General features: G+C 42.2%; 19 protein-coding genes. 17 read left to right on the plus strand and 2 right to left on the minus strand.

From position 1 onward, the window contains the following. Positions 1-2: 2 nt before the first annotated feature. From INQ51_RS04635 to INQ51_RS04695, 13 genes are all read left to right on the plus strand, one after another. A complete protein-coding gene (locus INQ51_RS04635) occupies positions 3-881 on the plus strand; it encodes a c-type cytochrome (protein ID WP_233376714.1) in 879 nt (292 codons plus the stop codon). Positions 882-888: 7 nt separating this feature from the next. After that, positions 889-1,071: a cbb3-type cytochrome oxidase assembly protein CcoS gene (gene ccoS / locus INQ51_RS04640; protein WP_119437200.1), complete on the plus strand. Its 183-nt coding sequence runs from the start codon at positions 889-891 to the stop codon at positions 1,069-1,071. A gap of 9 nt (positions 1,072-1,080) precedes the next feature. After that, on the plus strand, positions 1,081-3,552 hold the full coding sequence (ccoN, locus tag INQ51_RS04645) for a cytochrome-c oxidase, cbb3-type subunit I (protein WP_233376715.1): 2,472 nt from the start codon (positions 1,081-1,083) through the stop codon (positions 3,550-3,552). Positions 3,553-3,558: 6 nt separating this feature from the next. Then, positions 3,559-3,753 carry a cbb3-type cytochrome c oxidase subunit 3 gene (locus tag INQ51_RS04650; RefSeq protein ID WP_233376716.1) on the plus strand — a complete coding sequence of 65 codons (195 nt, stop codon included), beginning with the start codon at positions 3,559-3,561 and terminating at the stop codon, positions 3,751-3,753. Between the two features lie 11 nt (positions 3,754-3,764). After that, positions 3,765-4,340 carry a cbb3-type cytochrome c oxidase N-terminal domain-containing protein gene (locus INQ51_RS04655; protein WP_233376717.1) on the plus strand — a complete coding sequence of 192 codons (576 nt, stop codon included), beginning with the start codon at positions 3,765-3,767 and terminating at the stop codon, positions 4,338-4,340. Between the two features lie 62 nt (positions 4,341-4,402). Then, positions 4,403-5,764, plus strand: a complete 1,362-nt coding sequence (gene ccoG, locus INQ51_RS04660; RefSeq protein WP_233376718.1) for a cytochrome c oxidase accessory protein CcoG — start codon at positions 4,403-4,405, stop codon at positions 5,762-5,764. A 76-nt stretch (positions 5,765-5,840) separates the two neighbouring features. Continuing rightward, positions 5,841-6,284 (plus strand): FixH family protein, encoded by a 444-nt coding sequence (locus INQ51_RS04665; RefSeq protein ID WP_233376719.1) that lies wholly within the window; start codon positions 5,841-5,843, stop codon positions 6,282-6,284. Between the two features lie 45 nt (positions 6,285-6,329). Further along, complete coding sequence (locus INQ51_RS04670; RefSeq protein WP_233376720.1) at positions 6,330-7,097, plus strand: sulfite exporter TauE/SafE family protein; 768 nt, start codon at positions 6,330-6,332, stop codon at positions 7,095-7,097. Positions 7,098-7,337: 240 nt separating this feature from the next. Next, on the plus strand, positions 7,338-8,039 hold the full coding sequence (locus INQ51_RS04675; RefSeq protein ID WP_233376721.1) for a hypothetical protein: 702 nt from the start codon (positions 7,338-7,340) through the stop codon (positions 8,037-8,039). Between the two features lie 117 nt (positions 8,040-8,156). Then, positions 8,157-10,550, plus strand: coding sequence for a heavy metal translocating P-type ATPase (locus INQ51_RS04680; protein WP_233376722.1), 2,394 nt, complete (start codon positions 8,157-8,159; stop codon positions 10,548-10,550). Positions 10,551-10,792: 242 nt separating this feature from the next. Continuing rightward, complete coding sequence (locus tag INQ51_RS04685; protein WP_233376723.1) at positions 10,793-11,539, plus strand: glycosyltransferase family 2 protein; 747 nt, start codon at positions 10,793-10,795, stop codon at positions 11,537-11,539. 18 nt (positions 11,540-11,557) lie between these two features. Beyond that, positions 11,558-13,531, plus strand: a complete 1,974-nt coding sequence (locus INQ51_RS04690; RefSeq protein WP_233376724.1) for a DUF2079 domain-containing protein — start codon at positions 11,558-11,560, stop codon at positions 13,529-13,531. A 97-nt stretch (positions 13,532-13,628) separates the two neighbouring features. Continuing rightward, entirely contained in the window at positions 13,629-15,218 is a 1,590-nt protein-coding gene (locus INQ51_RS04695; protein WP_233376725.1) for a hypothetical protein, read from the plus strand. A gap of 1 nt (position 15,219) precedes the next feature. On the opposite strand, the gene INQ51_RS04700 is transcribed toward INQ51_RS04695, so the two are convergent. Both INQ51_RS04700 and INQ51_RS04705 read right to left on the minus strand, forming a co-directional pair. Beyond that, the gene (locus INQ51_RS04700; protein ID WP_233376726.1) at positions 15,220-16,662 is read right to left on the minus strand and encodes a hypothetical protein; all 1,443 of its coding nucleotides are present in this window, start codon (positions 16,660-16,662) and stop codon (positions 15,220-15,222) included. A 1-nt stretch (position 16,663) separates the two neighbouring features. Beyond that, positions 16,664-18,976: a hypothetical protein gene (locus INQ51_RS04705; protein ID WP_233376727.1), complete on the minus strand. Its 2,313-nt coding sequence runs from the start codon at positions 18,974-18,976 to the stop codon at positions 16,664-16,666. A gap of 66 nt (positions 18,977-19,042) precedes the next feature. Here INQ51_RS04705 and INQ51_RS04710 point away from each other — a divergent pair, with 66 nt between their 5' ends. The 4 genes from INQ51_RS04710 (at position 19,043) to INQ51_RS22600 (ending at position 24,288) form a co-directional block, all read left to right on the plus strand. Further along, positions 19,043-19,984 (plus strand): glycosyltransferase family 2 protein, encoded by a 942-nt coding sequence (locus INQ51_RS04710; protein ID WP_233376728.1) that lies wholly within the window; start codon positions 19,043-19,045, stop codon positions 19,982-19,984. A 117-nt stretch (positions 19,985-20,101) separates the two neighbouring features. Next, a complete protein-coding gene (locus INQ51_RS04715) occupies positions 20,102-22,318 on the plus strand; it encodes an amino acid permease (protein WP_233376729.1) in 2,217 nt (738 codons plus the stop codon). Positions 22,319-22,381: 63 nt separating this feature from the next. After that, positions 22,382-22,861 carry a pantetheine-phosphate adenylyltransferase gene (gene coaD, locus INQ51_RS04720; protein WP_119437217.1) on the plus strand — a complete coding sequence of 160 codons (480 nt, stop codon included), beginning with the start codon at positions 22,382-22,384 and terminating at the stop codon, positions 22,859-22,861. A 5-nt stretch (positions 22,862-22,866) separates the two neighbouring features. Next, a complete protein-coding gene (locus INQ51_RS22600; RefSeq protein ID WP_233376730.1) occupies positions 22,867-24,288 on the plus strand; it encodes a peroxiredoxin family protein in 1,422 nt (473 codons plus the stop codon). The last annotated feature ends 8 nt before the right edge of the window (positions 24,289-24,296 follow it).

The following is a 24,296-nucleotide window of genomic DNA, read 5'->3' on the forward strand; positions in this document are numbered from 1 at the left end:
AGATGAAGAAGCAAATCATACTTACACTGGTAATTGCCCTGATGTCTGTTTCTCAGGGATTCGCACAGGAATGGTTGGTTCCGGATGATCAGAAAACCTTAACCAATCCTTCGGAATACAATCTTTCCAACGTAAAAAAAGGGAAAGACCTGTACATAAAAAACTGTAAGTCGTGCCACGGCGATCCCGGGAAACACAACGGCTTACCGCTGGTACCTGCACCACCGGATGTGGTGTCCGAAAAAATGCAGAACAACACCGATGGGGAACTGCACTTCAAAATCACCAAAGGACGGGGTGGAATGCCTCAGTTCGAAGGCACCATTTCGGATGACGACCGCTGGAGGCTGATCAACTTCATCCGGAATTTTGATCCTTCGCGCGAACAACTTTTGGTAGATGCTCCGCCTAAAAAAGCCAAACTACTGGCTTCGGTCAACGAAGTAGAAAAGAAAGTCGAGATTTTTGCCGAAGTGGAAAGCGCCAACGGATCGTTTGTAACCTTAACCGATGCTACGGTAAAAATTTCAGCTAAAAAAGCTTTTGGCAACCTGCCAATCGGGGAAGTGCTTACCAATGCCGACGGCCGTGCCGAATACAAAATTCCGGAAACACTGATCGGTGACGAAAACGGGATGGTAAACATTGTGGTTCAGCTGGATGAAGCTTATGTTACCGACAATGTTGTGCTGGACGCCGCAAAAGTAGGGCAACTCAAGCCACAACCCAAGCTGATCAAAAAAGAAATTTTGTGGTCGACCAACGAAAACATCCAAACCTGGTTATTGTTATCCTACCTGGGTGCAGTTGGCGCTGCCTGGGCGGCCATCGCATACGTAGTATTCCAGATTTTTAAGATCTGGCGCCTCGGAAAAGAATAAGATCGTTATGAATATATTTTACCTGCTGATAGGAGTGAGTTTGCTGGCGGCCCTGATTTTTCTGGGAGCCTTTATTTGGGCGGTGCGCAATGGCCAGTTCGATGACAACGAAACACCTTCAATCAGGGTATTATTCGACGACGATGAACCGGAGACGGAAATAAACGAAGAAAAAAAACAAACGACATAAATCCAGATTATGGAAAATCAAAAATTCTACTACGACAACAAAATCGTTAAGCTGTTTATCCTTGCCACATTGGTTTGGGGAGTTGTCGGTATCCTTGTTGGAATTCTGGCAGCGGCCCAACTGGCGTTCCCGGTCTTCAACTTCGGATTGGAATACACCACTTTTGGGCGGGTACGGCCCCTGCACACCAATGCAATCATTTTTGCATTTGTAGGAAATGCCATTTTTGCGGGTGTTTACTACTCCATGCAAAAGCTGCTCAAAACGCGCATGTTCAGCGATACTTTGAGTAAAATCCATTTTTGGGGCTGGCAAACCATTATTGTGCTGGCGGCAGTAACCCTGCTCGCCGGAATCACAACCAGTAAAGAATATGCCGAACTGGAATGGCCGATCGACATTATGATCACCATTATCTGGGTAATATTTGGCTGGAACATGATCGGAACACTGATTGTGCGTCGTGTTCAGCACATTTACGCGGCCATTTGGTGGTACCTGGCTACTTTTCTGGGAGTAGCCATTTTGCACGTGGTAAACTCTTTTGAGTTGCCTATCTCCTTGTTCAAAAGTTATTCGATTTACGCCGGGGCACAGGATGCTGTAGTGCAATGGTGGTACGGTCACAACGCCGTGGCTTTCTTCCTTACCACGCCATTCCTGGGGCTAATGTATTACTACCTGCCCAAAGCAGCCAACCGGCCAATCTATTCCTATAAATTATCCATCATCCACTTCTGGTCGCTCATTTTCCTGTACATGTGGGCCGGCCCTCACCACCTGCTATACCAGGCATTACCTGAATGGGCGCAGGCGCTGGGAGTAACCTTCTCGATCATGTTGATTGCTCCAAGCTGGGGAGGTATGATCAACGGACTACTAACGCTGAGAGGTGCCTGGGACAAAGTTCGCGACAGTGCGGCACTGAAATTCCTGGTAGTAGGCGTAACTGCTTACGGTATGTCGACCTTCGAAGGACCGATGATGTCGCTGAAAACCGTGAACCAAATCACTCACTTTACCGACTGGACCATCGCCCACGTTCACATTGCCGGAATGGGCTGGAACGGCGGCCTTGTGTTTGGGATGCTGTACTGGCTGGTTCCCAAATTATTCAAATCAAAATTATTTTCAGAAAAACTGGCCAACATCCATTTCTGGATGTCAACGCTGGCCATCCTGCTGTATGCAATTCCGTTGTACTGGGCGGCTGTTACCCAATGGCTGATGTGGCAGGAATATACTCCCGAAGGATTTTTGGCATATCCGAACTTCCTCGAGACACTCACCCAAATTGTACCTATGTACATGGTACGTGTAGTAGCCGGACTGTTGTTCCTCGGTGGCTTCCTGATCATGGTATTCAACCTGGCCAAAACAATGAAAGCCGGTAGTTTTATCAACAACGAAGCTTCGGAAGCACCTGCACTTGTATTGGCCGGGAAACGCAACGCGGTAAAAGAAACTTTCCACCGTTGGATGGAGCGCAGGGCAGTAAGATTTTCGATCTGGACTTTTGTTGCCTTGTCGATTGGAGGTGCAGTGGAAATTATCCCGATGATCTTTATCAAGTCAAATGTTCCGACACTGGAGTCAGTGACACCTTATACGCCGCTTGAGCTGGAAGGACGTGACATTTACGTTGCCGAAGGATGTTATGTGTGTCACTCGCAAATGGTGCGCCCCTTCCGCTGGGAAACCGACCGCTACGGAGAATATTCCAAAATCGGGGAGTTTGTTTACGACTATCCGTTCCAATGGGGTTCGCGCCGAACCGGACCTGATTTGGCCCGCGCCGGTGTAATCGGTGGTCCTATGTATAAAAACGCAGCATGGCATTACAACCACTTCATGGATCCGCAGAAAATGAACGAAGAGTCGATTATGCCTAATTATGCGTGGCTGGCGGTTAAAAACGTGGATGTTACTATGACACCGAAGAAAATCAGGGCCATGCAAACACTGGGTGTTCCTTACGAAGAAGGTTACGACCAAAAAGCAGTGGCTGATCTGATGGCACAGGCACAAACAATTTCCGACGATCTGAAGGCTTCGGGAATTGAGCTGGCACCCGAGAAACAAATGATTGCATTGATTGCTTACCTCCACAAATTGGGACGTGATATCATGAGTGAAAATGCCGCGGTGACCGAAGAGCATGGTGAAACAGCCGAACAACCGACCCATGAAATAACCTTGCTCAACACTCCGGAAGACCTGGAAGCTGGCAAAAAACTTTACCAGGCCAACTGTGTGGTTTGCCATGGTCCTGAAGGAAAAGGAATTCCACCGGCCTTCCCCAGCCTCGTAGACGACGAGTGGATCAAAGGCAACAAACCTGCCGATGTGTACCATTCCATTGCTGAAGGAAACGTTGCCAAGGGAATGATTCCGTACAAAAACATGTTGTCGGAAAAACAAATCACACAACTGGCAAGTTATGTGCTGATTACACTTCATGAACAGAACCAGGAAAAATAAAAGCGAATGAAAATTGTTAGTGACCTATTAACAAGTATTGAAGGAATCCAGATCTTTTACATTATCGGATTGCTCATTTTTGTGGTGCTGTTTATTGTTATCACCATTCGTACCATGCGAATGCCTGACAAAGAAATGGAGAACATAAAAAACTCAATACTGGCGGATGGCGAATCCGAAGAAATAACCACTTCAAATTAAACCGTAAAGCTATGTCAGAAGAAAAAATAAAGCATACCGAACAGGATGATCACATTACGGATCACGACTACGATGGAATAAAAGAGCTGGACAATCCGCCGCCGCGCTGGATCATGCTGCTTTTCTACATCACCATTGGCTGGGCTATTATTTACGGTGCCTATTATTTTTGGCTGAAAGAAGGCGACCACCAGGATGCGGAATACGCCCGTAAATCGGAAAAACACGATCAGAAATACCAGATTGCATCCTTATCGGCTGACGATTTGGTAGCGTTTACCGATGAAGTTTCGCTGGCCGAAGGCAAACAAATTTATACAGAAATGGCTTGCATGGCCTGCCACGGACTAAACGGCGAAGGCAATGCGATTGGCCCGAACCTGACGGATAAATTCTGGATTCACGGATGCGATATACAGAGCGTGTTTAACGTGATTAAAAACGGGGTTCCGGCCAAAGGGATGACCGCTTTTAAAGGCCAGATCAGTGACGAGAAAATTCAGAAAGTAGCCAGTTACATCCTTAGCATGAAAGACTCGAATCCGGCAAATGCCAAAGATCCGCAGGGTGTTGAGTGTAACAACTAATTTACAGATACAAAGAAGAGAGGGGAAGTTGCTTCCCCCTTTTTTAGTTTTATTTTGAACATATGCCAACTCAGGAATTAACTTTCAGGGACAAACCCATTAACCTGAACGAACGGGGCGGAAGAAAATGGGTGTACGCAAAAAAACCTTCCGGAAAGTGGTGGAAGCGCCGGACCATTGTTGCCTGGCTGCTGCTGGCATTTTGGGTAGCGGTGCCTTTTATCCGAATCAACGGGAACCCGCTTATTTTACTTGATATCGCCAACCGGAAATTTATCATTTTTGGCGCTATCTTCTGGGCACAGGATACCTTTATCCTGGCCTTGCTGATGCTGTCGTTTGTACTGTTTGTCGTATTGTTTACCGTAACCTACGGACGTTTGTGGTGCGGCTGGACCTGCCCGCAAACCATCTTCCTGGAAATGGTTTTCCGGCGCATCGAATACCTGATTGAAGGCGACTACCGCGAGCGCCACCAACTGGACAACAGTCCGTGGACAACCAAGAAGATCTTCAAAAAGACACTTAAACACGGCATATTTATACTGATTTCGGTGGCCATGACCAATGTTTTCCTGATGTGGTTTATTGGCAGCGAACGCTGGTTGCAGTTGATCACCGAACCCATATCGCAGCATTTCGGAGGCTTCGCCATCATGTTGCTCATTTCGGCAGTGTTTTACTGGATCTACTCGTTTTTTCGCGAGCAGATTTGCACAATGGTTTGCCCTTACGGAAGAATGCAGGGGGTTTTGCTCGATTCAAAATCGATCATGGTTGCCTACGATTATGTGCGTGGCGAACCGCGCGGCGGCAGGGGAAGCGGCGATTGTACCGATTGCAAGCAATGTATTTCGGTGTGCCCCACCGGTATCGACATTCGGAACGGAACGCAGCTCGAATGTATCAATTGCACTGCCTGTATCGACCAGTGCAACAAAATCATGAAAGTGATCGGTAAGCCGCAGGGATTGATTCGTTATACCTCCGAGGCGGCTATTAAAGGCGGCCACTCTTCGGTGTGGAACGCCAGAAACCGGGCTTACACAGTGGTACTTTTTATCATTTTTGCATTTTTTGTTTTCACGCTGGTTTCCCGTCCCGAAATTGAAACAACCATTTTGCGCACTCCGGGACTGATTTACCAGGAACAGGATTCCACTTATTCCAATGTGTACAACATCAAAATCGTAAACAAAACCCACGAGGAAATGCCTCTGGAACTTAGACTTCTCTCGCACAAAGGGAAAATTCAGATGGCAGGGAACTCAATGGTGATTAAGGACCAGGACAAATTCGAATCCACATTTTTAGTGTATATTCAGAAACCGGAAATTACGAGCGATAAAACCGAGATCGAATTTGGAATTTTCAGCAACGATAAGCTATTGGAAAAATATACGACCAGTTTTGTTGGGCCGTAGGAATAAGTTTGCAGTCGCAGTTGACCATAGTTGACAGTCGCAGTTATTAGTTTAGAGAAAATTAGAATCAGTTGATATGAAGAAATTTACGTGGGGGACAGGAATTTTTCTTTTTCTGGTACTGTTTTTAGCAGGATCAGCCGTCTTTATCATTTTTGCATCGCGGCAAACGGTTAACCTTGTTCACAAGGATTATTACGAGAAAGGCGTGGATTATTCCGAAGAAATCAGGGTAAAAGAGCGGTCGAAAGAATTTTTGGATGCTTTGGATATTCAGACCACCAACGAAAGTCTTCTGGTAAACATCGCTCCGGAAGTTGCGGCCAAAATCGATTCCGGAAGCATGTATTTGTACCGTCCTTCCGACAGTAAGAGTGACATTACTCTTTCCCTGGAAGCGCCCACCAGCCAGGTTTCTTTTCTGAAATCGGAACTAAAAAACGGGAGGTACATCCTCAAGTTCTCCTGGTACACCAAAGGCGTAAAATACCAGATACAACGGCCGGTAAACGTACAATAACCTGGACTGACACTTCATTACTAACTTTAGTACAATATAATTGCCATGACAATTCTTTTATCAGCACTTGTACTCGGATTAATGGGTAGCTTTCACTGCGCGGGTATGTGCGGCCCCATTGCCGTTGCACTGCCCCTGCACGGGAACACCGTTTCGCAAAAAATATTTGGAGGCACGCTTTACAATATCGGCCGTACCATCACCTACGGAATAATGGGCGCCGTTTTTGGCTTGCTCGGACAAGGTCTGCATTTAATCGGTTTTCAGCAAAAAGTTTCAGTGCTGATGGGCGCCTTAATGATCATCTCTGTACTTTTTCCGGCACTTTTCAGAAACCAGTACAGCCTCGATAAAAGCTGGTTTTCCTTTGTTGGAAAGCTCAAAAAAACCATCGGAAAAATGTTTGCCATCCGTTCGTTTCAAAGCCTGTTTTTTATCGGAATGCTCAACGGGCTACTCCCCTGCGGACTGGTTTACATGGCCATTGCCGGAGCTATCGGCACCGGAGGCGTGGCAGAAGGCTCTTTGTACATGATCCTGTTCGGACTGGGTACTATACCGATGTTGCTGGCCATCTCGCTGGCCGGAAACATAATGAGCATTGCCGTTCGTAAACGAATCAACAAACTGATTCCCGTTCTTGTGGTAATTGTGGGCCTATTGTTTATTCTCCGGGGCCTGAGTTTGGGAATACCTTACCTGAGTCCGCCCAAACAGAAGATTGAACAAAAATTTGAAAAAAGCCTTCAGTCTGAAGCCGAGGAGCTGCACCAAGAGTCGAAAGGAGATTGTTGTAAGGGAAACATCGAATAAATTATCTGGAAGAAAAAGAGCTCGTACATTGGCTCTGGTTTCCATCTCTAAAATTATGGAAACTTAAAAAGGTATAAAGAAAGTTAAGCTATCATGTAAATCACGCTGGCTTTCATAATTTTACCTTGATACCAAATTGGAAAGCGAACAGAAATGGGATGAAACCACTTTTGTCCAATTCCTTGTCTTCACTCAGATACTTAAATGCCGGCTAATAATTAAACAGACAAATTATTGTAAATGAAACAGAAATTCTTCCCACGCATTGTTTTGTTTATTTGTGTTTTGTTCGTCTTTCATTTTAACTCTACCGCTCAATCTGAAATTGAATGGAAGGATACGATCAGGATAAAAAACAATCTGTTTCCGAATACCCTGCCTCCCGAAGCCTTTCCCCTTTCAACGCTCTTATCTCTAACGCTGAACAAAATGCAGTTATTACCGGATAACTCCCCAACGGTTTATCAGTTCAAACCCCAATCGAAACAGTTTAATACTTTTTCGTTCAGCCAGGCAAAGATTGAGTCTGAAATCCCATCAATCGGATTCTCCCACCAGTTCAACAACACACTTACCTACAGAGACGGAAACAAACTTGTTGCCTCTGCCGGAATTGGGCTTGTACACCAGAACTCCGTTCTAAATGCCCATACACCCAACTACCAGCTAAATTTTCAGGCTTATTTAGAATATGAACTGACAGATTGGGTAAGTGCCTATTTTCACGGCCAGTATGTTACGCCATCGTTAACGGTCGATAATAAATTTATAGATCCGCTCATGCTTTGGAGTCCAATATTTGAACAAACAGAGATAGGAACCGGGCTACAGGCAAAATATAAAAAGGTAAAACTGGATATTGGAATGAAGAAAACGTTTAACACTCAAATCCGCGATTATGGTGTAAAATCGATGCATTCCAAGTTAATCCTCGGTTTTTAAATTGAATGGAATTGTCTTCCGGGAAAATGCTTGTTTAAGAACCGCCCAGTTGAATTTGGCCTTGTGTCTTAACCTGAAAGCAGTTCCCGGAAATGATTATTTTCGCACAGGAAATTTATGAAGAACAAGGAAAATAATAATGCGTGTGTGCATTGCGGAGCCGATTGCGGCAAAGAGCCTGTAATGTGGAACGACCTGCACTTTTGCTGTAACGGCTGTCTTACCGTGTATCAGCTTCTGAATGAAAACAAGCTGTACAACTATTACAAACTGGAAGAAACACCCGGGATAAAAGTTGAAACCACTGAGTTTGGAAACAAATATGCTTTTCTCGACAACGAAGAAGTAAAACAGAAACTCATTTCATTTACCGAAGGCAGCATTTCAAAAGTGAGGTTTTTTATTCCGGTAATTCACTGCGCTTCGTGCATTTGGCTCCTCGAACATCTGCAAAAGCTACATTCGGGAGTAAAGCACTCGTTTGTGAATTTCACCAAAAAGGAAGTCGACATTACTTTCGATGAAAGCCGGATCACCTTGCGGCAATTGGTCGAACTGCTTTCTTCCATTCATTACATCCCGGATTTGTCGCAAAGTTTATCCGATAAAAAAGACGATAAATCATACAAAAAACTGTTGTATAAAATCGGGCTGGCAGGTTTTGTTTTTGTGAATGTAATGACATACAGCCTCCCGGCCTACTTTAACGGCGAGCCACTGAGCGACAAATTGCAGACGCTGTTTAATATCCTCAGCTACATACTCGTAATTCCGGTCACCTTCTACAGTGGCAGCGATTATTACATTTCTGCCTTCAAAAACCTGGTAAAGAAAAACATCAGCATCGATCTTCCCATTGCCTTGGGTATTATCGTACTGTTTGGGGTCACCACCTACGAAGTAATGTCGGGATTGGGCCCAGGATACAGCGATAGCCTTTCTGGACTGATTTTCTTCCTGCTGGTAGGAAAATGGTTCCAGAGCAAAACCTACGAAGCGCTTTCGTTCGAACGAAATTACAAATCGTATTTCCCCATCGCTGTTACGAAAATCAATAAACAGGTAGAAGAAAGTATTCTGCTCGAAAGAATCGACGTTGACGATGTGTTGCTCATTCGCAACAAGGAGCTGATACCCGCCGACTGCGAACTTCTGGAAGGAGATGCACGCATCGACTACAGCTTTGTTACGGGCGAATCTACTCCGGTGACAAAAAAAGCGGGTGATTTTATTTACGCCGGCGGACGACAAATGGGTGGGATTATCCGCATAAAAGTTAAAAAAGAGGTCAACCAGAGTCACCTCACCAAACTCTGGAACCAGGATGCCACTTACCACAAACCCAGCGACACGCTAAAGACCCTCTCCGACCGCATCAGCAAATATTTTACGCTGATTGTGATTGCCATTGGCATTACAGGGTTTACCTTTTGGATGTTAAAAGGGGAAACTCATACGGCCGTTTTTGTTTTCACGGCGGTTCTGATTGTGGCTTGTCCCTGTGCGCTTGCGCTTTCCATCCCGTTTACCTTCGGAAATACCATGCGAATTTTCGGCCGCAAGGGGCTTTACATTAAAAATACCGACGTAATTGAAAAGCTTTCCCACATCAACACCATTGTTTTCGATAAAACCGGCACCCTCACACAACCCAATCAGAATGTGGTCGGATATTCGGGAGAAACACTTTCAGACTCAGAATCGGAAGCTGTTTTCTCGTTGACCAAACAGTCGACCCATCCTCTGAGTGAAGCCTTAAACCAGTTCTTTAACAACCTGACCTACCGCACTCCCGAACATTTTGTGGAAGTAGCCGGGCGCGGAATCTTTGGGAAGGTGAACAACATGGAAGTTCAAATAGGTTCGGAAGAATACGTTACTGGGGCAACAAAGGCTTCCGCCAAAAAATCTTCTACGGTTTATGTTTCCATCAACGGACAGATGAAAGGGCATTATACCATCAGCAATCAGTACCGAAATGGATTGAGTGAAGTTTTAAAGACCTTGAAAAACCAGTTTGGCCTTTACCTGGTGTCGGGCGACAACGACGCCGAGGCTGGCAATCTCTCCACTTATTTCAACAGCCAGCACCTGCTTTTCAACCAAAAGCCGGGAGACAAAGCCGAATTCATTAAAAACCTGCAAAGCAAAGGCAACACGGTTTTAATGACAGGCGACGGGCTAAACGATGCCGGAGCACTTATGCAAAGCGATGTAGCTCTTACCATTGCCGATAAAGCCTATCACTTTTCGCCTGCCAGCGATGCTGTGCTTGAAGCCGGCCAATTTCACCGCCTTGCCGCTTTTATCCGCTTTACGCACACATCGCTCCGCATTGTAAAAATGGCCTTCATTATTTCCTTTTGTTACAACATCGTAGGAATTTCATTTGCCATCAGCGGAAATCTTTCGCCGGTGGTAGCCGCCATTTTAATGCCCATCAGTTCGGTTTCGGTGGTGGCCTTTGCCACTTTTGTTACCCGGCTGGCCGGACAAATGAGGCTAAAATAAGCCACTAGATTCTGCTAGCAAACAGGCAATGGATTACTCAATAAAAAAACAGTTAAGGAATAAATTACTGTATTCTAAATACTTCAGGCAATAGAAAATTAAAAGTTGATAGAAACCCAAAAGCGGCTAAATCAGACCCGATATTTGCACGCTAGTTGGTTGTTTTTATTTTTTTAATTCGTCACTTATTATTTATTAGTTCTTTAATTCTTTCTATTTTTAGCGGTCAAAACCAAATAATAATGATTAACGGGAAAAAAGTTGTAGTTGTACTTCCAGCCTACAACGCCTCAAAAACACTTGAAATTACTTACCAAGAAATTGATTTCGCTATTGTTGACGATGTAATATTGGTGGACGACCTTAGCAAAGACGACACGGTTGAAGTGGGGAAAAAACTGGGAATAAAACACATTGTAATTCACGAACAAAACAAAGGGTACGGAGGTAACCAGAAATCGTGTTACAACAAAGCCCTCGAACTTGGGGCCGATATTGTGATTATGTTGCATCCTGATTATCAATACACACCAAAGCTGATACCAGCCATGTCGAGCCTACTAGGTAGCGGACTTTACCACGTAGTTTTGGGTTCCAGAATCCTGGGAAAAGGAGCCTTAAAAGGTGGAATGCCAATGATTAAATATATCTCAAACCGCGGACTAACCCTTATCCAGAACATTTTAATGAATGCCAAGCTGTCAGAATACCATACAGGCTACCGGGCTTTTACGCGAGAAGTTTTGGAAAAGGTTAATTATAATGCCAATTCCGATAATTTTGTGTTTGATAACCAAATGCTGGCACAAATCTGGTACGCCGGGTACGAAATTGCTGAGATTACCTGCCCCACCAAGTATTTTGACGATGCATCGAGCATCAACCTGAAAAACAGCACGGTATATGCACTGGGGGTTTTGAGAACTTCGGTTCAGTTTAGATTGCAGAAGTGGGGGTTATTGAAAAATAAGATATTTCAACTTTTATAGATATTAAAATAGCCCTCTATGAATAAATTGAAGCAAATAATCACAAAAGAAAGACTGCCATTCACTTTATTAATTTTGTTTGCAGTCATCTTTTTGTCAGCAGGGTTGGCAAATCATTTTTGTTTCAGGTCATTTACTTTTGATTACGGCAACTATAACTTTGCATTTTGGGACTACTCTCATTTTCGGATAAGCTCTATTCCAACTTATCCGGGAAATTTCCTACAAGATCATTTTTCGTTTACCTTATTTTATTTCACACCTGTTTATTGGCTACTCAACTGGTTAACAGGAACATATACATTAATCATTATTCAACATGTTCTAATGGCCGTAGCTGCCTGGTATAGTTATAAACTGGTAAGACTAAAAACAGGCAACCTATGGATTGGAATAGCACTGATTGCATACTATTACTTGCTATTGGGCCGCTTTACAATGTTATCTTGCGATGTAAATCTTGCAGTAATGTCTTCGGCATTTATTCCTATTTTTCTATATTATTTTCAGATACGAAAATATCTTATTGCCTTTATCGTCTTCATTTTAGCACTATTGTCCAGAGAAAATATTCCAATCTGGTTTATCTTCATATTCGTAGTGTTGATGCTTGAGCACAAAAAAGAAAAGAAAGTAGCCTTATTATGTATAGGAGGGATATTGATCTCCTTACTATACTTTATCCTTCTTTTCAAAGTTATAATTCCATCAATAGAGAACGAAGAGAAACAATTTACTTTATTTAATTATTCAGCCTTAGGCGAGAACCCGGGAACAGCATTATTGTTCGTTTTTAAACACCCGATTGAAACCCTCAAATTATTTTTTATCAACCACACAGAAAATCCTGCCAATAATGGGATAAAAGTAGAGTTCTATCTGGTCTATCTAATTTCAGGAGGAATATTGCTTTTATGGCGACCTAAATATTTTATTTGGCTTATTCCTATTGTGGCTCAAAAAGTTCTAAACGATGCTCCTTTACGATGGGGTATTGCGACTTACTACTCAACTGAGATAATTACTCTATTGCCCCTATCGGTTATGTTAACAATATCCGATATAAGAAATAAAAAAGTACAGAATTACCTTACACTTATTACATGTATTGCGGCTTTATCTATGACCATTCACAAAATGGATCGTTCTAATGTGAAAGTTCCTGATGCGTTTATTCCGGCTAAGGAGAAATTTTATGGGAAAAGTTTTTATCACTCTCCTTATCAATTATTAACAACGCACAAACTTATAAATGAAATACCTCTTGAAGCAAAAGTAAGTGCTTCCGACCACCTATTGGCTCATCTTGCACAACGTCAATACATCTATTTGTTTCCAGAGGTGAATGATGCAGAATACATTGTTTTCTCAGTTTTCGACAACTATTTTCTGATGTCGCACATGGAAAATGAAACGCGAAGAAACAAATACTTCAATTCTCCCGAATGGAAAGTGATTAATGAAGCTTTCCCGGTATTTCTATTGAAACGGACTACTAACCTGGACTCCTCGGATAACCATTCCGTCTTTGACAACTATCAAACAAAAACATTGTTTTGTGATTTTGAGAACGTGGATACAACTACAAATCTAATTCTGTTTAACAATACTGACCTGACCGTCGATTTAAAAAACAATCAAAGCACAAATGTCTTCAAAAGCAAGCAAAACAGCCTTGTGTTAAGTAGACAAAATCCTTTTGGAAAAGCTATAAGTTTTAATGCAGAGGCAGGACAAAAATATATAAAGGTTAATGTTTGGGTAAAAGGAAACGAAGAGAAAGCTTTTATTGTCGCCAAATACAACCATATTTTCAACTACCATAGTAATACGGTGACAGAACAGGATGATACAGGATGGAAACAACTTGAGTTAACCTGCTGGTTGCCACGAAAAAAGGATAATAATGAATTCTTTATCTATTTGTGGAATGCAAATGAAGACCCGATTTATTTTGACGACTTAAGTATTACTATTTGGCACGAAAATTAACAGATAATATCAAAAAGTAAAGAGTTAGCTTTGTTAGAATATAAAAGCCGCTTGCTTTTCTTTTACGTTAGAATGCTATTAAAAATTTATCGATAAAATGGATGCAAAAAGATCGTTAATTTTTATTGTCCCTCTTCTCTATGCTTGTTTAGGAATTTATATTCAACAACTTACCGGCTTATATTCGTTGCGTTCAATTGATCCGGAATACATTTACTACATAAGCGGATTGAGCGTTGCCAATGGCCACCTGCAACTGGGCCATATTGATAACCCGGGAACACCGCTTCAGTATTTTCTAGCGCTTGCGTTCAGAGCAATTTACCTTTTCCGCAGTCACGAAGTTCCTTTTATCGAAGATGCATTGGCACATCCTGACTTTTATTTAAATGTTGCCCATTTGTTTTTTGTTGCGTTGATGGGAGGATTTATCTATTTCGCAGGAACTAAAGCCTACAAGAAAACGAAAAGTGTAACTACAAGTATCCTTGTTCAAACCATCCCTTTTTACACCATTACGTTCTACGGAAATCTAGGAAGAATTACGCCCGAAAATTTTATCCCAATTCCTATAATCTTACTGACCCTGCGTCTGCTGTCCGAAACAAAAAAAGAATCGGGTCAAAGCTCCTGGCAAGAAACATTTCAATACGCGGCAATAACTGCATTGGGCTTATCGATTAAACTAACTTTTCTTCCTTTAGCTTTAATTCCTTTTATAATTATCAGAAGTTGGAAAAAGAAAATAGCATTTAGTTTTTCAACTCTCGGTCTGTTTTTTGCCTTCGCATTGCCCGCAACACTTCAGATAAAACGTTTCTGGAACTGGACCAAAACATTGTTTTTTCACAGCGGGCAATATGGTTCCGGGGAAGAAGGTATTCTCGATTTTCAAAAAATGCTGCCCAATCTGCAAAAAGTATGGGAAAACAACCAGCTTTTTGTTATTCTCTCGGGTGGAATGCTGATTACGCTGGTGTTATATACTTTTCTGAAGAAGAAAGAAGATTCATCCATTCCGCAACGAATTGCTATCGCAATAATTGCTGCCATTTTCGCACAGTTTCTGATGATGAGCAAGAACTATGAGCAGCGTTACTTTATTGCCCCACTCCTAATTCCGCTTATTGTTCTTCTGTCCCTGAAGTTAACCCAAGCCTGGCAGCTCAGGCTAAAAGGCATAAATTCATATCCCCTTGTCATTCTTCTTTTTCTGTTTTTTTACACATCCACACAAGTTCCGATCATACGATCGCTTTCGAAACACCTCGACAACGAGAAAGTGAAAAAAATGCCTGCCTATTATCATTTTCAATCTTTCGAAAAAGATGCCATAAAAGTTTTGGTGCCCGGGTACTACAACTGTCCCTCTCCGGCGTATGCCCTCCGTTTTAGCTATGGCTGGGCCGGCAAACAAAAAGAAATCTACAAACCTTATCTGGGCAAATTATTTCCTAATACAGTTATTTATTATTTCTGGGACGGCACATTCAATTCCTGGATAGATGATTTTAAACTGACAACAGAAAAACCGATTCATATTTATTTAGAGCACATAAAACATCTCGACACAATAAAAGAGGTTCTTGAGAAACACATCTCAAAAGAGTTCGAATTGGAACAAACCTTTTACAACGAAGCCTCGAACGAAGCCTTTTACAGCGTAAAGTATCTTATAAACGAATAATTTATTCGCCAAAAACCTTATCCCAGATAACATAGGACTGTTCCGGCAAATTAAAGTAATTTTTGTTGAAATATTTCTGCCCCGATGAAGTATCAAAAGCGGCAGGCATAAAATTCCCGGGATCATCCATTTTTTTCTTAATTTCTTCGGGATTTCGTGCAATAAAAACGGTTAATGGGTCCATGTTGGAATCAATAGTACTGATAATCAACGTCTCAATCCCGTATGCCCAGCAATATGCCAGTGGCAAGCGCTCTACCTGTTTGGGCGTTATAACTAATTTCCGGGCTTCAAGTTTGTTTGCTTCCTCTGCAACCATGTGCAGATCATTAATCCGCTGCGTATATTTGGGCTTGTAATTCCGAATATTAATGTTCATACTCATTCCCAAAACAATAACTCCAATCAAACTCAGAACAAAACGGTATTTGTGCGAATATTTTGTAACAACGGATGCAAATACCAGTGCAGCAAACATCGCGTTCGGAAGGAAAATCTTTTCCATTTGCATATTGGCGTCTCCTTCTTTAAAAGAGGCACAGGCAACAACAAAATAAACAAAGGAGTATAGCACCAAAAATACAGGAACATACCACCTTGTTTTTTTAATTGAAATTGCAATTGCGGCAACCAACAATACTGCATACGGATAATAAATCCACTTAAAATGAAGAATAAAGAACTTATAAGGGTAATAGGTTTTCAATTCCGTTAAAATGGAGAGTGGCGACTCTAGTAGATTTCCGTAAACAGAATTATGCTGATACCCGCTTTTGCTCAGAAACACTTTGAAAGTAAATACTGCAAACAAAATTACAAACGACAGATAAGGATACATGGATTTAAACTTGTTGCGCTCCAGGCTATGATAGGCAATCACAAAAAACAGGGAAAACAATGCAATAGGGTGCGAAACATAACCAAACACAATAAACAAAACATTTACAAATACGATTAACGACTGTTTCCATTTTCCCTGTTTTATTTTAGTATCGGCAAAAGTCAACCAGGCATACAAAGCGATACTGTTTAGCAAAGCAATGGTACTTTCGGATGTAGGCCGAAAGTAACTTTCAGCAACTCCTACAAATGAAATGGCGATAACCGCATAGCCAGCTGCCTTATTTTTAAATACATTGTTTGCCAGAAAAAAGTAGAATAAGCGCACCAATACGAACGAAACAGAATACACACTCAGAAGCGTATCGAGCGGGAGCTGCATACGTGTGGCAAGCACAAGAGGGAACTGATTAATTATGGCAGTATAACGAACGCCCGGATAAAAGAAATCGGCTTTGTTGACAATGTGAAAAAAATAATAGGCGGGATCTGAAATAAGTATTCTTTCTTCTTTTGTTACTAAAGCCCAAACAATCAGAAATACAAAAAACAGGTACGCATACAAATTATAACGATCTAGTTTTTGCCAGATGGATTTATTCATTTTAATTCCGCTTTAATGTGTTATCAATCCTCCTACCGTTCAGCAAGAGACTGCCGTTTTTCTGTTCAAAAATATCAACACCGGCTTCTTTAACGAGCAACTCATCCACAATCAACTCTTTATTTCGCAACACACTGTTGCGCAAGGCAATTGAAATACACTCGTTTGCATTCTTTGTTTCTATGGCAATCTCAATCAATGCCCATTTCCCGTCAAAACCTTTAATGTGTCGGTGCGCATCCGAATAAAAATAATTAGTTACTTCCTGTGTTTCGGGGTTTCGCTGCACCAGTTCAATGGCAGTTCGCAAATATCCGTCTTTTTGATAATCATACATCCAGAAACAGAGCTTAAACTTTTTACCTGCATCAGCTTTCAGCGTATCATTCAAAATGTTTTTCCAGTGCCTGGCAGAATAGTGCAAAGCACCATCTCCACTGTAGGTAATATCCGATTTCTGGTCATCAAAATTCCGGATAATAAAAGCAGACGAAGAATCACTCACCTCAACGCTCTGCACTTCTTTCCATATTTTTTCACTTATTTTTTGCCGAATTTCACTTAAATAATATCCTCTCATTTCCTGCAAAGCTTCTATCGACAAACTTTTCACCTCAACTTTATCGTTTTTAAAAACAGGATCAGAAAAACGGATCAAACGCTGTTCATCTTCATTGGGAGAATAATCTCCATTAATAAGCAGTAAAAAAGGCTTACTCGCGGGTAGATCGGTCAAAAGGGCGTAGGACTCAAATGGCTCAGTTACCAGCGTGTAATTTTTGTACGTTTGAGAGATGGATGTTCGGCTAAGCTGAACAGCGGTTGTTGGCAGACCAGTTTTCAGCGAAGCAATCATCGTCATCTCCTGCATATTGTTTTTGCTTTCGATCCAAATATTTTCTGAACCAACATGAAAATAGGGAATGGGAAGAATCGCCTGATAATCTGCCGGATTAATTTTACTCACCCACTCATTTTGAGGCAAGGAGTTTGAAACGTCCTCCATGTCCGCATTTCGATTCTGAATAAAACGGCTGTTCATGTATATATTCCAATATCCATCGAACAGCAGAAATCCGACGGCTAAAACCGTCAGAACTTTCCACAAGTTACTTTTGTTGTTTTCAACAAGTTTTCTGTACAGGGCATAGAAAACAACGATATTCAGCACATAATAAAATAACCACGAGAACCTGGCCAACGCTCTTAGCTGACGAAAAGGGCCCACATAATCAACCATCCATTCCAACCCAAATATAAAAGGGATTCCAAATGAAAAAAGTAAAGCAATAAATGAAGTCCAGAAAAATGTATTCAGAACAAAATTATCAGTGATCTTAAATGCATTTTTGCGAACGACAATCTTCCTCACAAAAACAACTATTCCAACCAGAAATCCCACAAGAGCCGACACTCCGATAAAAGACAGACTTTCCCAGGGAACATGTTTAAACACGGTTATTACTTCGGGCACAAAACCATAAGGTTTTCCGCTGGGGAGCCAAACACCCGCCGGGTGTCCGCGGTAGGCAAAAAATCCATAAGGATATGCTGTTCTATCAACAACAGAGTCGTAACTGCCAATTAACCATTGGAAAAGTAAAAAGGGTAAAATCAGTTGCATAAAGAAAAATAACAATCCCTTTATTAAGCCAAAACTCCGCTCTTTATTTACAACCTGTGCCAGCAGATAAAGTCCGATGATAAAACCGTTAAACCCATAGAAATACATGTGCATAGCCCCTGAAAAAAAAGTAGCAAGTGCTATTAAACTGGTATTTAGGCAATTTTGCCTTTTATGAAAACGAAGAACCAGGAAAAGCATGAATGGTATCCAGAATATCCAGGACAGAGAGAAATGTCCGCCAAATCGGGCAATTTGCGGCGACAGCAAGCAAATACCCACCGAAACCACCGAAGCATACAGCCAGTTAATATTTAACTCATAAAATATCAGAAACAAAAAACCTGCCGCCAAAACAATCGAAAAAATCATAAGAAGATTCATTATCCCAACAATGTTCCCGCTGATGTCAAAAAAATGGTTGCTGATGAACTTCACCGTGTTGACCACCATCGGCTGGCTTCCGGTAAAAAATACCATCTCGCCATATGGATAATTCATGCCGTCCATACGCATTGCAGAGGAGTCATATTCAATATGATAAATAGCTCCATAATACGCCTTAAAACCGTCTCCGTCAGCTGAATAATAATAGTTATTGGGATTGGAAATAATTTTGCCAAAAAATAAAAAAACAACCGCAATAGCCAACAAAACAGTCAATACATATCCCCTGATTCTAGAGCTCATTATTCAAACAGTGGTTTATTAAGTTTTACAAATTAAAGTATATTTGACAACATAAAACATGCGTCGATGAATATAACCCAAAAAGTTTCGGTAATTATTCCATGCTTTAACGAATCAGAAGGTCTTCTGCTTTTTTACAAAGATCTCAAAAGTCATCTCCCTGAAAAGTACCATTACGAAGTAATTTTTGTAAATGACGGAAGTGCAGATAATACCTTGGAAGTAATCAAAGAGCTTCGGCAAAATGATTCGTCGGTTCATTTTATCTCCTTTTCCCGAAACTTTGGACATCAGAATGCTTTAAAAGCGGGGTTTGATATGGCTTCCGGCAATTGTGCTATTTGCCTTGATGCAGACCTTCAGCATCCTCCAAAACTAATCCCTCAACTTATGGAAAAATGGGAAGAAGGGTTTGAATCTGTTGTTACCAAACGGATTGACCATGATTCCATTTCCGGATTCAAGAAATTAACTTCCAGGATGTTTTACCAACTTACCAATCGGTTATCGGATGTAAAATTGGAGAATGGAGTTGCTGATTTCCGTTTACTGGACAGAAAAGTTCTGGACGCTTTAAAAAGTTTCTCAGAAAACCAGATATTTCTGAGGGCCGTCATTCAATGGCTGGGCTTTAAACAGTGTGTTATTTCCTACAAAGCAGGAGAAAGAGTGGCCGGAGACTCAAAATACACACTAAAGAAAATGTTGTCTTTTGCCTTGTCAGGAATCACGGCTTTTAGTATCAAGCCCTTAAGATTCTCTATTTATCTGGGGCTTTTGTTCGCTGCATTGTCATTTCTCTACGGAGTTTACGCACTGGCTGTATTCCTGTTTACAAACAATGCCCTTCCGGGTTGGACTTCGATTTTAATGAGTGTTCTTTTTATAGGTGGACTAAACCTCTTAATGCTGGGTATTATTGGTGAGTACCTGGGAAAATTATTTATCGAGAATAAAAAACGCCCCAACTATATCATCGCAGAAACTGATTTGAGAATGCACGATTAACTCAAATTTGAACTTTACAGTACATAATTTTTATCGGAGTACGGTTCTATTTCTCATTAAAACCATTTGATTTCTCATAATTAGTTTTCATTTTTAGAGCGCACAAACGCTTTGCTTATGGCTAAATCACTGGTAAACACAAATGCAAAATTTGGCACACTGCCAGTATTTTTAACAGCTTTATCCACCATTTTAGGTGCTATTCTTTTCCTTCGTTTTGGCTGGGCTGTCGGCCAGGTTGGTTTTATCGGCGTAATCGGAATCATCATTCTCGGGCACGTGGTAACTATCCCCACTGCTTTTGCCGTAGCCGAAATTGCTACCAACCAGCGCGTTCAGGGCGGCGGTGCTTATTACATTATCAGCCGTTCGTTTGGGCTGAACATTGGTGGCGCCATTGGTCTTACGCTTTATCTTTCGCAGGCCATCAGTGTCGCATTTTACGTGATTGCTTTTGGCGAAGCTTTCGAGCCGCTTATCAGCTGGATCGCGCAAACCTACGACTTTTACATTCCCGACCGTCGTTTTATCTCCGTCCCCACAATGGCTTTGCTTTCGTTGCTCATTCTTACCAAGGGAGCCAATGTGGGCATGAAAGCCTTGTATGTTGTTGTAGCCGTTCTGCTTACTTCCATTGTCATGTTTTTTATGGGAGACTCGCCCATTAAACCTGCAGAAGTAAATTTCCACCTCACGGTAGCAGACAACCTCGATTTCTTTTACGTATTCACCATCGTATTTCCGGCTTTTACCGGACTTGCTGCGGGCCTTGGACTTTCAGGCGACCTGAAAGACCCTCAAAAATCAATTCCGCGCGGAACACTTTGGGCGACTGTTGTTGGAATGGTAATATATGTTGCAGTAGCCTATAAATTTGCCATTTCCGCCACCCCCGAAAAACTGGTAAGCGACCAATTGATTATGCAGGAAATAGCGATTTGGGGTCCCATCATCCCGATCGGGCTGGCAGCTGCTTCGCTGAGTTCGGCGCTGGGGTCGATCATGGTGGCGCCCCGTACTTTGCAGGCCATTGGCTTCGACGATATTTTCCCGCAAAACCATGTGAACCGTTGGTTTGCCAAAGGTCGCAAAAAAGACAATGAGCCCATCAACGGGTCACTGGTAACTATTTTAATTGCCTTTGTGTTTGTACTGATCGGCGATGTGAATTTTGTGGCGCAAATTATCTCCATGTTTTTCATGGTGACCTACGGTGCCATTTGTTTGATTTCTTTTCTTGAGCACTTTGCTGCCGATCCCGCCTACCGCCCCACCTTTCGCTCGCGGTGGCAAATTTCGCTGATTGGGGCACTGTTTTCCTTCTGGCTGATGTTTAAAATGAACGCCACTTATGCAGCGCTGTCGGTCGTTATCATGGCAATGATCTACTATGTAATTATGCTGAACAACGATGATAACCAGGGACTCAATAAACTTTTCAAGGGGGTTATTTTCCAGTTAAGCCGTCAGCTACAGATAATCCTGCAGCGCGCCGACAGCGAAAAAGACACCAGCTGGCGTCCGTTTGGCGTTTGCATTTCGCACGATACTTTTAAGCGCCGCTCGGCCTTCGACATTATGCGCTGGATTTCGTACAAATACGGTTTTGGCACTTACATTCATTTTATAAAAGGCTTGCTGAATGAAAAAACCACCGAAGAATCGAAGAAAATACTGGACCGGCTGATTCAACTTTCCGCCGGAAGCAAAAACCGGGTTTACCTCGACACCATCATTTCTCCATCGTACACATCGGCTATTGCTCAGGTGGTGCAGCTTTCGGGAATTTCAGGAAAAGGGAACAACCTCATTTTGTTTGAATTTTCGCGCACCGATCCCGGCAACCTGAAAGAGATAACCGGGAATTACCAGATTGTTGAATCGGCAGGTTTCGACATCTGTATCCTGAATACTTCCTACAAAAGCTTTGGGTATAAAAACGAAATTCATATCTGGATCAGTCCCGAAGATTACCAAAATGCCAACCTGATGATTTTGCTGGGGTACATCATTCTGGGCCACCCCGACTGGAAAAAAGGAAAGATCAAGATTTTTGCGCTGTATCCTGAAGAAGGCATCGAAGACAAGCGGCAACAATTGATGGACCTGATCAAAACCGGACGTCTTCCTATAAGCCCGGCCAACATTTCGATGGTGCCTTTTGACTCGGGTAACCGTAAAAATGTGATCTCCAATTATTCGGCCGATGCCGACCTCACCATTATCGGATTTACGAGCGAGGCATTAAAGAATATGGACGAATTCAGCGAAGGCTACAACGATTTGGGAAATATCCTTTTTGTGAGTTCCAACAAGGCCAAAACAATAAACTAAAAAAGCGCTACGTTTTCACACTTGGCAGATTTATTTACCTTTGATTGATCTTAAACAGAAAAAATGGAAAGAATTGCCATATTTCCGGGTTCGTTCGATCCCTTTACCATCGGACACGAATCAGTTGTCAGGCGTGCCTTGCCGATGTTTGACAAGTTGTACATCATGATCGGTTACAACGCCAACAAGAAATCGTTCTTTCCCGTGGAAAAACGCATGAAATGGATCAACCAGGTATTTGCCAACGAACCAAAGGTAGAAGTCAGGCTACACGAGGGGCTAACGGTGGATTTCTGTAAAACGGTGAATGCCCAATACATTCTGCGCGGAATTCGTACGTCTTCCGATTTTGAATACGAACGGGCCATTGCGCAAATGAACAAAAAAATGCATCCCGATATTGAATCCGTTTTCCTGCTCACACTACCCGAACACACGCCGGTAAACGCCACCATCATTCGCGATATTATCTCGCACGGCGGCGACGCCAGTATGTTTCTACCCGAGGGACTTGACAAAAACGAGTTCAAAATTAACGGTTAGTAAAAGTGGCTTTAAACAAATTTTCATTTCTTCTTGTCGTTTTATTTCTGCTGGCAGCCGGGCAGGCGCAGTCTGTTGAAATCCGTTGTCAGAATGCAGAATACGCAAAAAAAACAATCGAGTTTTTTACTTACAGCGACCCTGTTTCGGGGAAAACAGAGACAGCATTTACGCTTCAGTTCGATGCTTCCGGCAAGGCGGTTGCCAACACCGATGTAAAGGAAACAAAATATGTGTTTTCTGATTTTGGAGTATTCAGAGGAATGCTTTTTCTGGAGGCGGGTAAAAACATCGAGCTAAAACTTCCACCCTTTAAAGAAAAGTCGTTTGCCGACGAGAAAAATCCGTACTTCTCACCCGTACCTTTTTGGTTTATCACCGAAAACAAAAATGTCTTAACGGACAAAGTTTCTGAATTCGACCAGTTCTTTAATTACCTCACCGACAAATATTTTAACCAGTTATACATACGCCAGTCTAAAGCAGCGTTTGATTCGATAAAAACCGAACTCGACAAAAAAGTACCCGACACTGCTGCAAAAACGTTGATTTGGTACAAAAATCTAAAGCTAAAATTGATTGAGGCCGATATTTTCAGGATGCGGCCCGAAGCCTATTCTTCTGAACTAAATGCAGTAACCAGTGAATACTGGCTACATCCCGCCTTTATGGAGTTGTTTAATAAAACCTTCGACCGGCAACTGAGTTTTTCTGCACAGGCCATTCGCGGCAGCGAGGTAAAAAAGGCCGTGGAAACCAGAAACCTTCCAGCCGTAAAAAGCTTCGTGGAAAACAAATACAAGGTAAGCGGAAAAATGGCAGAATTGGTCTTGCTAAAACTGCTTCACGATGCTTATTATTCGGATGAGTTTAGTAAAGCGGCCATTAAAGAACTGGTAAGGAACCCTCTTTTTGTCCAGAACAGTAATTCGATCATAAAAACTGCCACTAAAAATATCCTTGACAAATTTGGTTTTATGGCAACAGGAAGCAAGGCGCCTGTTGTTTGCCTGAACGATTTGGACGGGCAAAAAAAATGCACTAACAAAGGCCAGAGTAAATTCAAATACATCGTTTTTGCGGATGTTGAAACACGCGTTTGCCAGGAGCAACTAAAATACCTGAGCCGCATCGACGAACTGTTTAACAAGCACCTGGAAATTTATGTGATACTCCGAAACACCGGGCAAGAAAGCATCCACCACTTTTTTAATGAACAGAAAGTACCTGCGGAAAAGCTAGTGGATACCGACAACGAATTTATCGACCTTTACAAAATACGTTCGTTTCCGCAGTGTTTTTTGCTGAATGAAAAACACGAAGTGGTTTTTGAACATGTAAAAACGCCGCTTGACGGATTTGAACAACAATTTGGAGAATGGCTCCGCAACGAACTTTTTATGCGCCAGCGCAATCAATCAAAATAAAGTATATC

Source organism: Maribellus sp. CM-23, from assembly GCF_021354595.1.
GTDB lineage: Bacteria > Bacteroidota > Bacteroidia > Bacteroidales > Prolixibacteraceae > Draconibacterium.

Coding starts and splice junctions, on each gene's coding strand:
- INQ51_RS04635 (WP_233376714.1), top strand. CDS start 3: ATGAAGAAGCAAATCATACTTACACTGGTAATTGCCCTGATGTCTGTT.
- ccoS (WP_119437200.1), top strand. CDS start 889: ATGAATATATTTTACCTGCTGATAGGAGTGAGTTTGCTGGCGGCCCTG.
- ccoN (WP_233376715.1), top strand. CDS start 1,081: ATGGAAAATCAAAAATTCTACTACGACAACAAAATCGTTAAGCTGTTT.
- INQ51_RS04650 (WP_233376716.1), top strand. CDS start 3,559: ATGAAAATTGTTAGTGACCTATTAACAAGTATTGAAGGAATCCAGATC.
- INQ51_RS04655 (WP_233376717.1), top strand. CDS start 3,765: ATGTCAGAAGAAAAAATAAAGCATACCGAACAGGATGATCACATTACG.
- ccoG (WP_233376718.1), top strand. CDS start 4,403: ATGCCAACTCAGGAATTAACTTTCAGGGACAAACCCATTAACCTGAAC.
- INQ51_RS04665 (WP_233376719.1), top strand. CDS start 5,841: ATGAAGAAATTTACGTGGGGGACAGGAATTTTTCTTTTTCTGGTACTG.
- INQ51_RS04670 (WP_233376720.1), top strand. CDS start 6,330: ATGACAATTCTTTTATCAGCACTTGTACTCGGATTAATGGGTAGCTTT.
- INQ51_RS04675 (WP_233376721.1), top strand. CDS start 7,338: ATGAAACAGAAATTCTTCCCACGCATTGTTTTGTTTATTTGTGTTTTG.
- INQ51_RS04680 (WP_233376722.1), top strand. CDS start 8,157: ATGAAGAACAAGGAAAATAATAATGCGTGTGTGCATTGCGGAGCCGAT.
- INQ51_RS04685 (WP_233376723.1), top strand. CDS start 10,793: ATGATTAACGGGAAAAAAGTTGTAGTTGTACTTCCAGCCTACAACGCC.
- INQ51_RS04690 (WP_233376724.1), top strand. CDS start 11,558: ATGAATAAATTGAAGCAAATAATCACAAAAGAAAGACTGCCATTCACT.
- INQ51_RS04695 (WP_233376725.1), top strand. CDS start 13,629: ATGGATGCAAAAAGATCGTTAATTTTTATTGTCCCTCTTCTCTATGCT.
- INQ51_RS04700 (WP_233376726.1), bottom strand. CDS start 16,662: ATGAATAAATCCATCTGGCAAAAACTAGATCGTTATAATTTGTATGCG.
- INQ51_RS04705 (WP_233376727.1), bottom strand. CDS start 18,976: ATGAGCTCTAGAATCAGGGGATATGTATTGACTGTTTTGTTGGCTATT.
- INQ51_RS04710 (WP_233376728.1), top strand. CDS start 19,043: ATGAATATAACCCAAAAAGTTTCGGTAATTATTCCATGCTTTAACGAA.
- INQ51_RS04715 (WP_233376729.1), top strand. CDS start 20,102: ATGGCTAAATCACTGGTAAACACAAATGCAAAATTTGGCACACTGCCA.
- coaD (WP_119437217.1), top strand. CDS start 22,382: ATGGAAAGAATTGCCATATTTCCGGGTTCGTTCGATCCCTTTACCATC.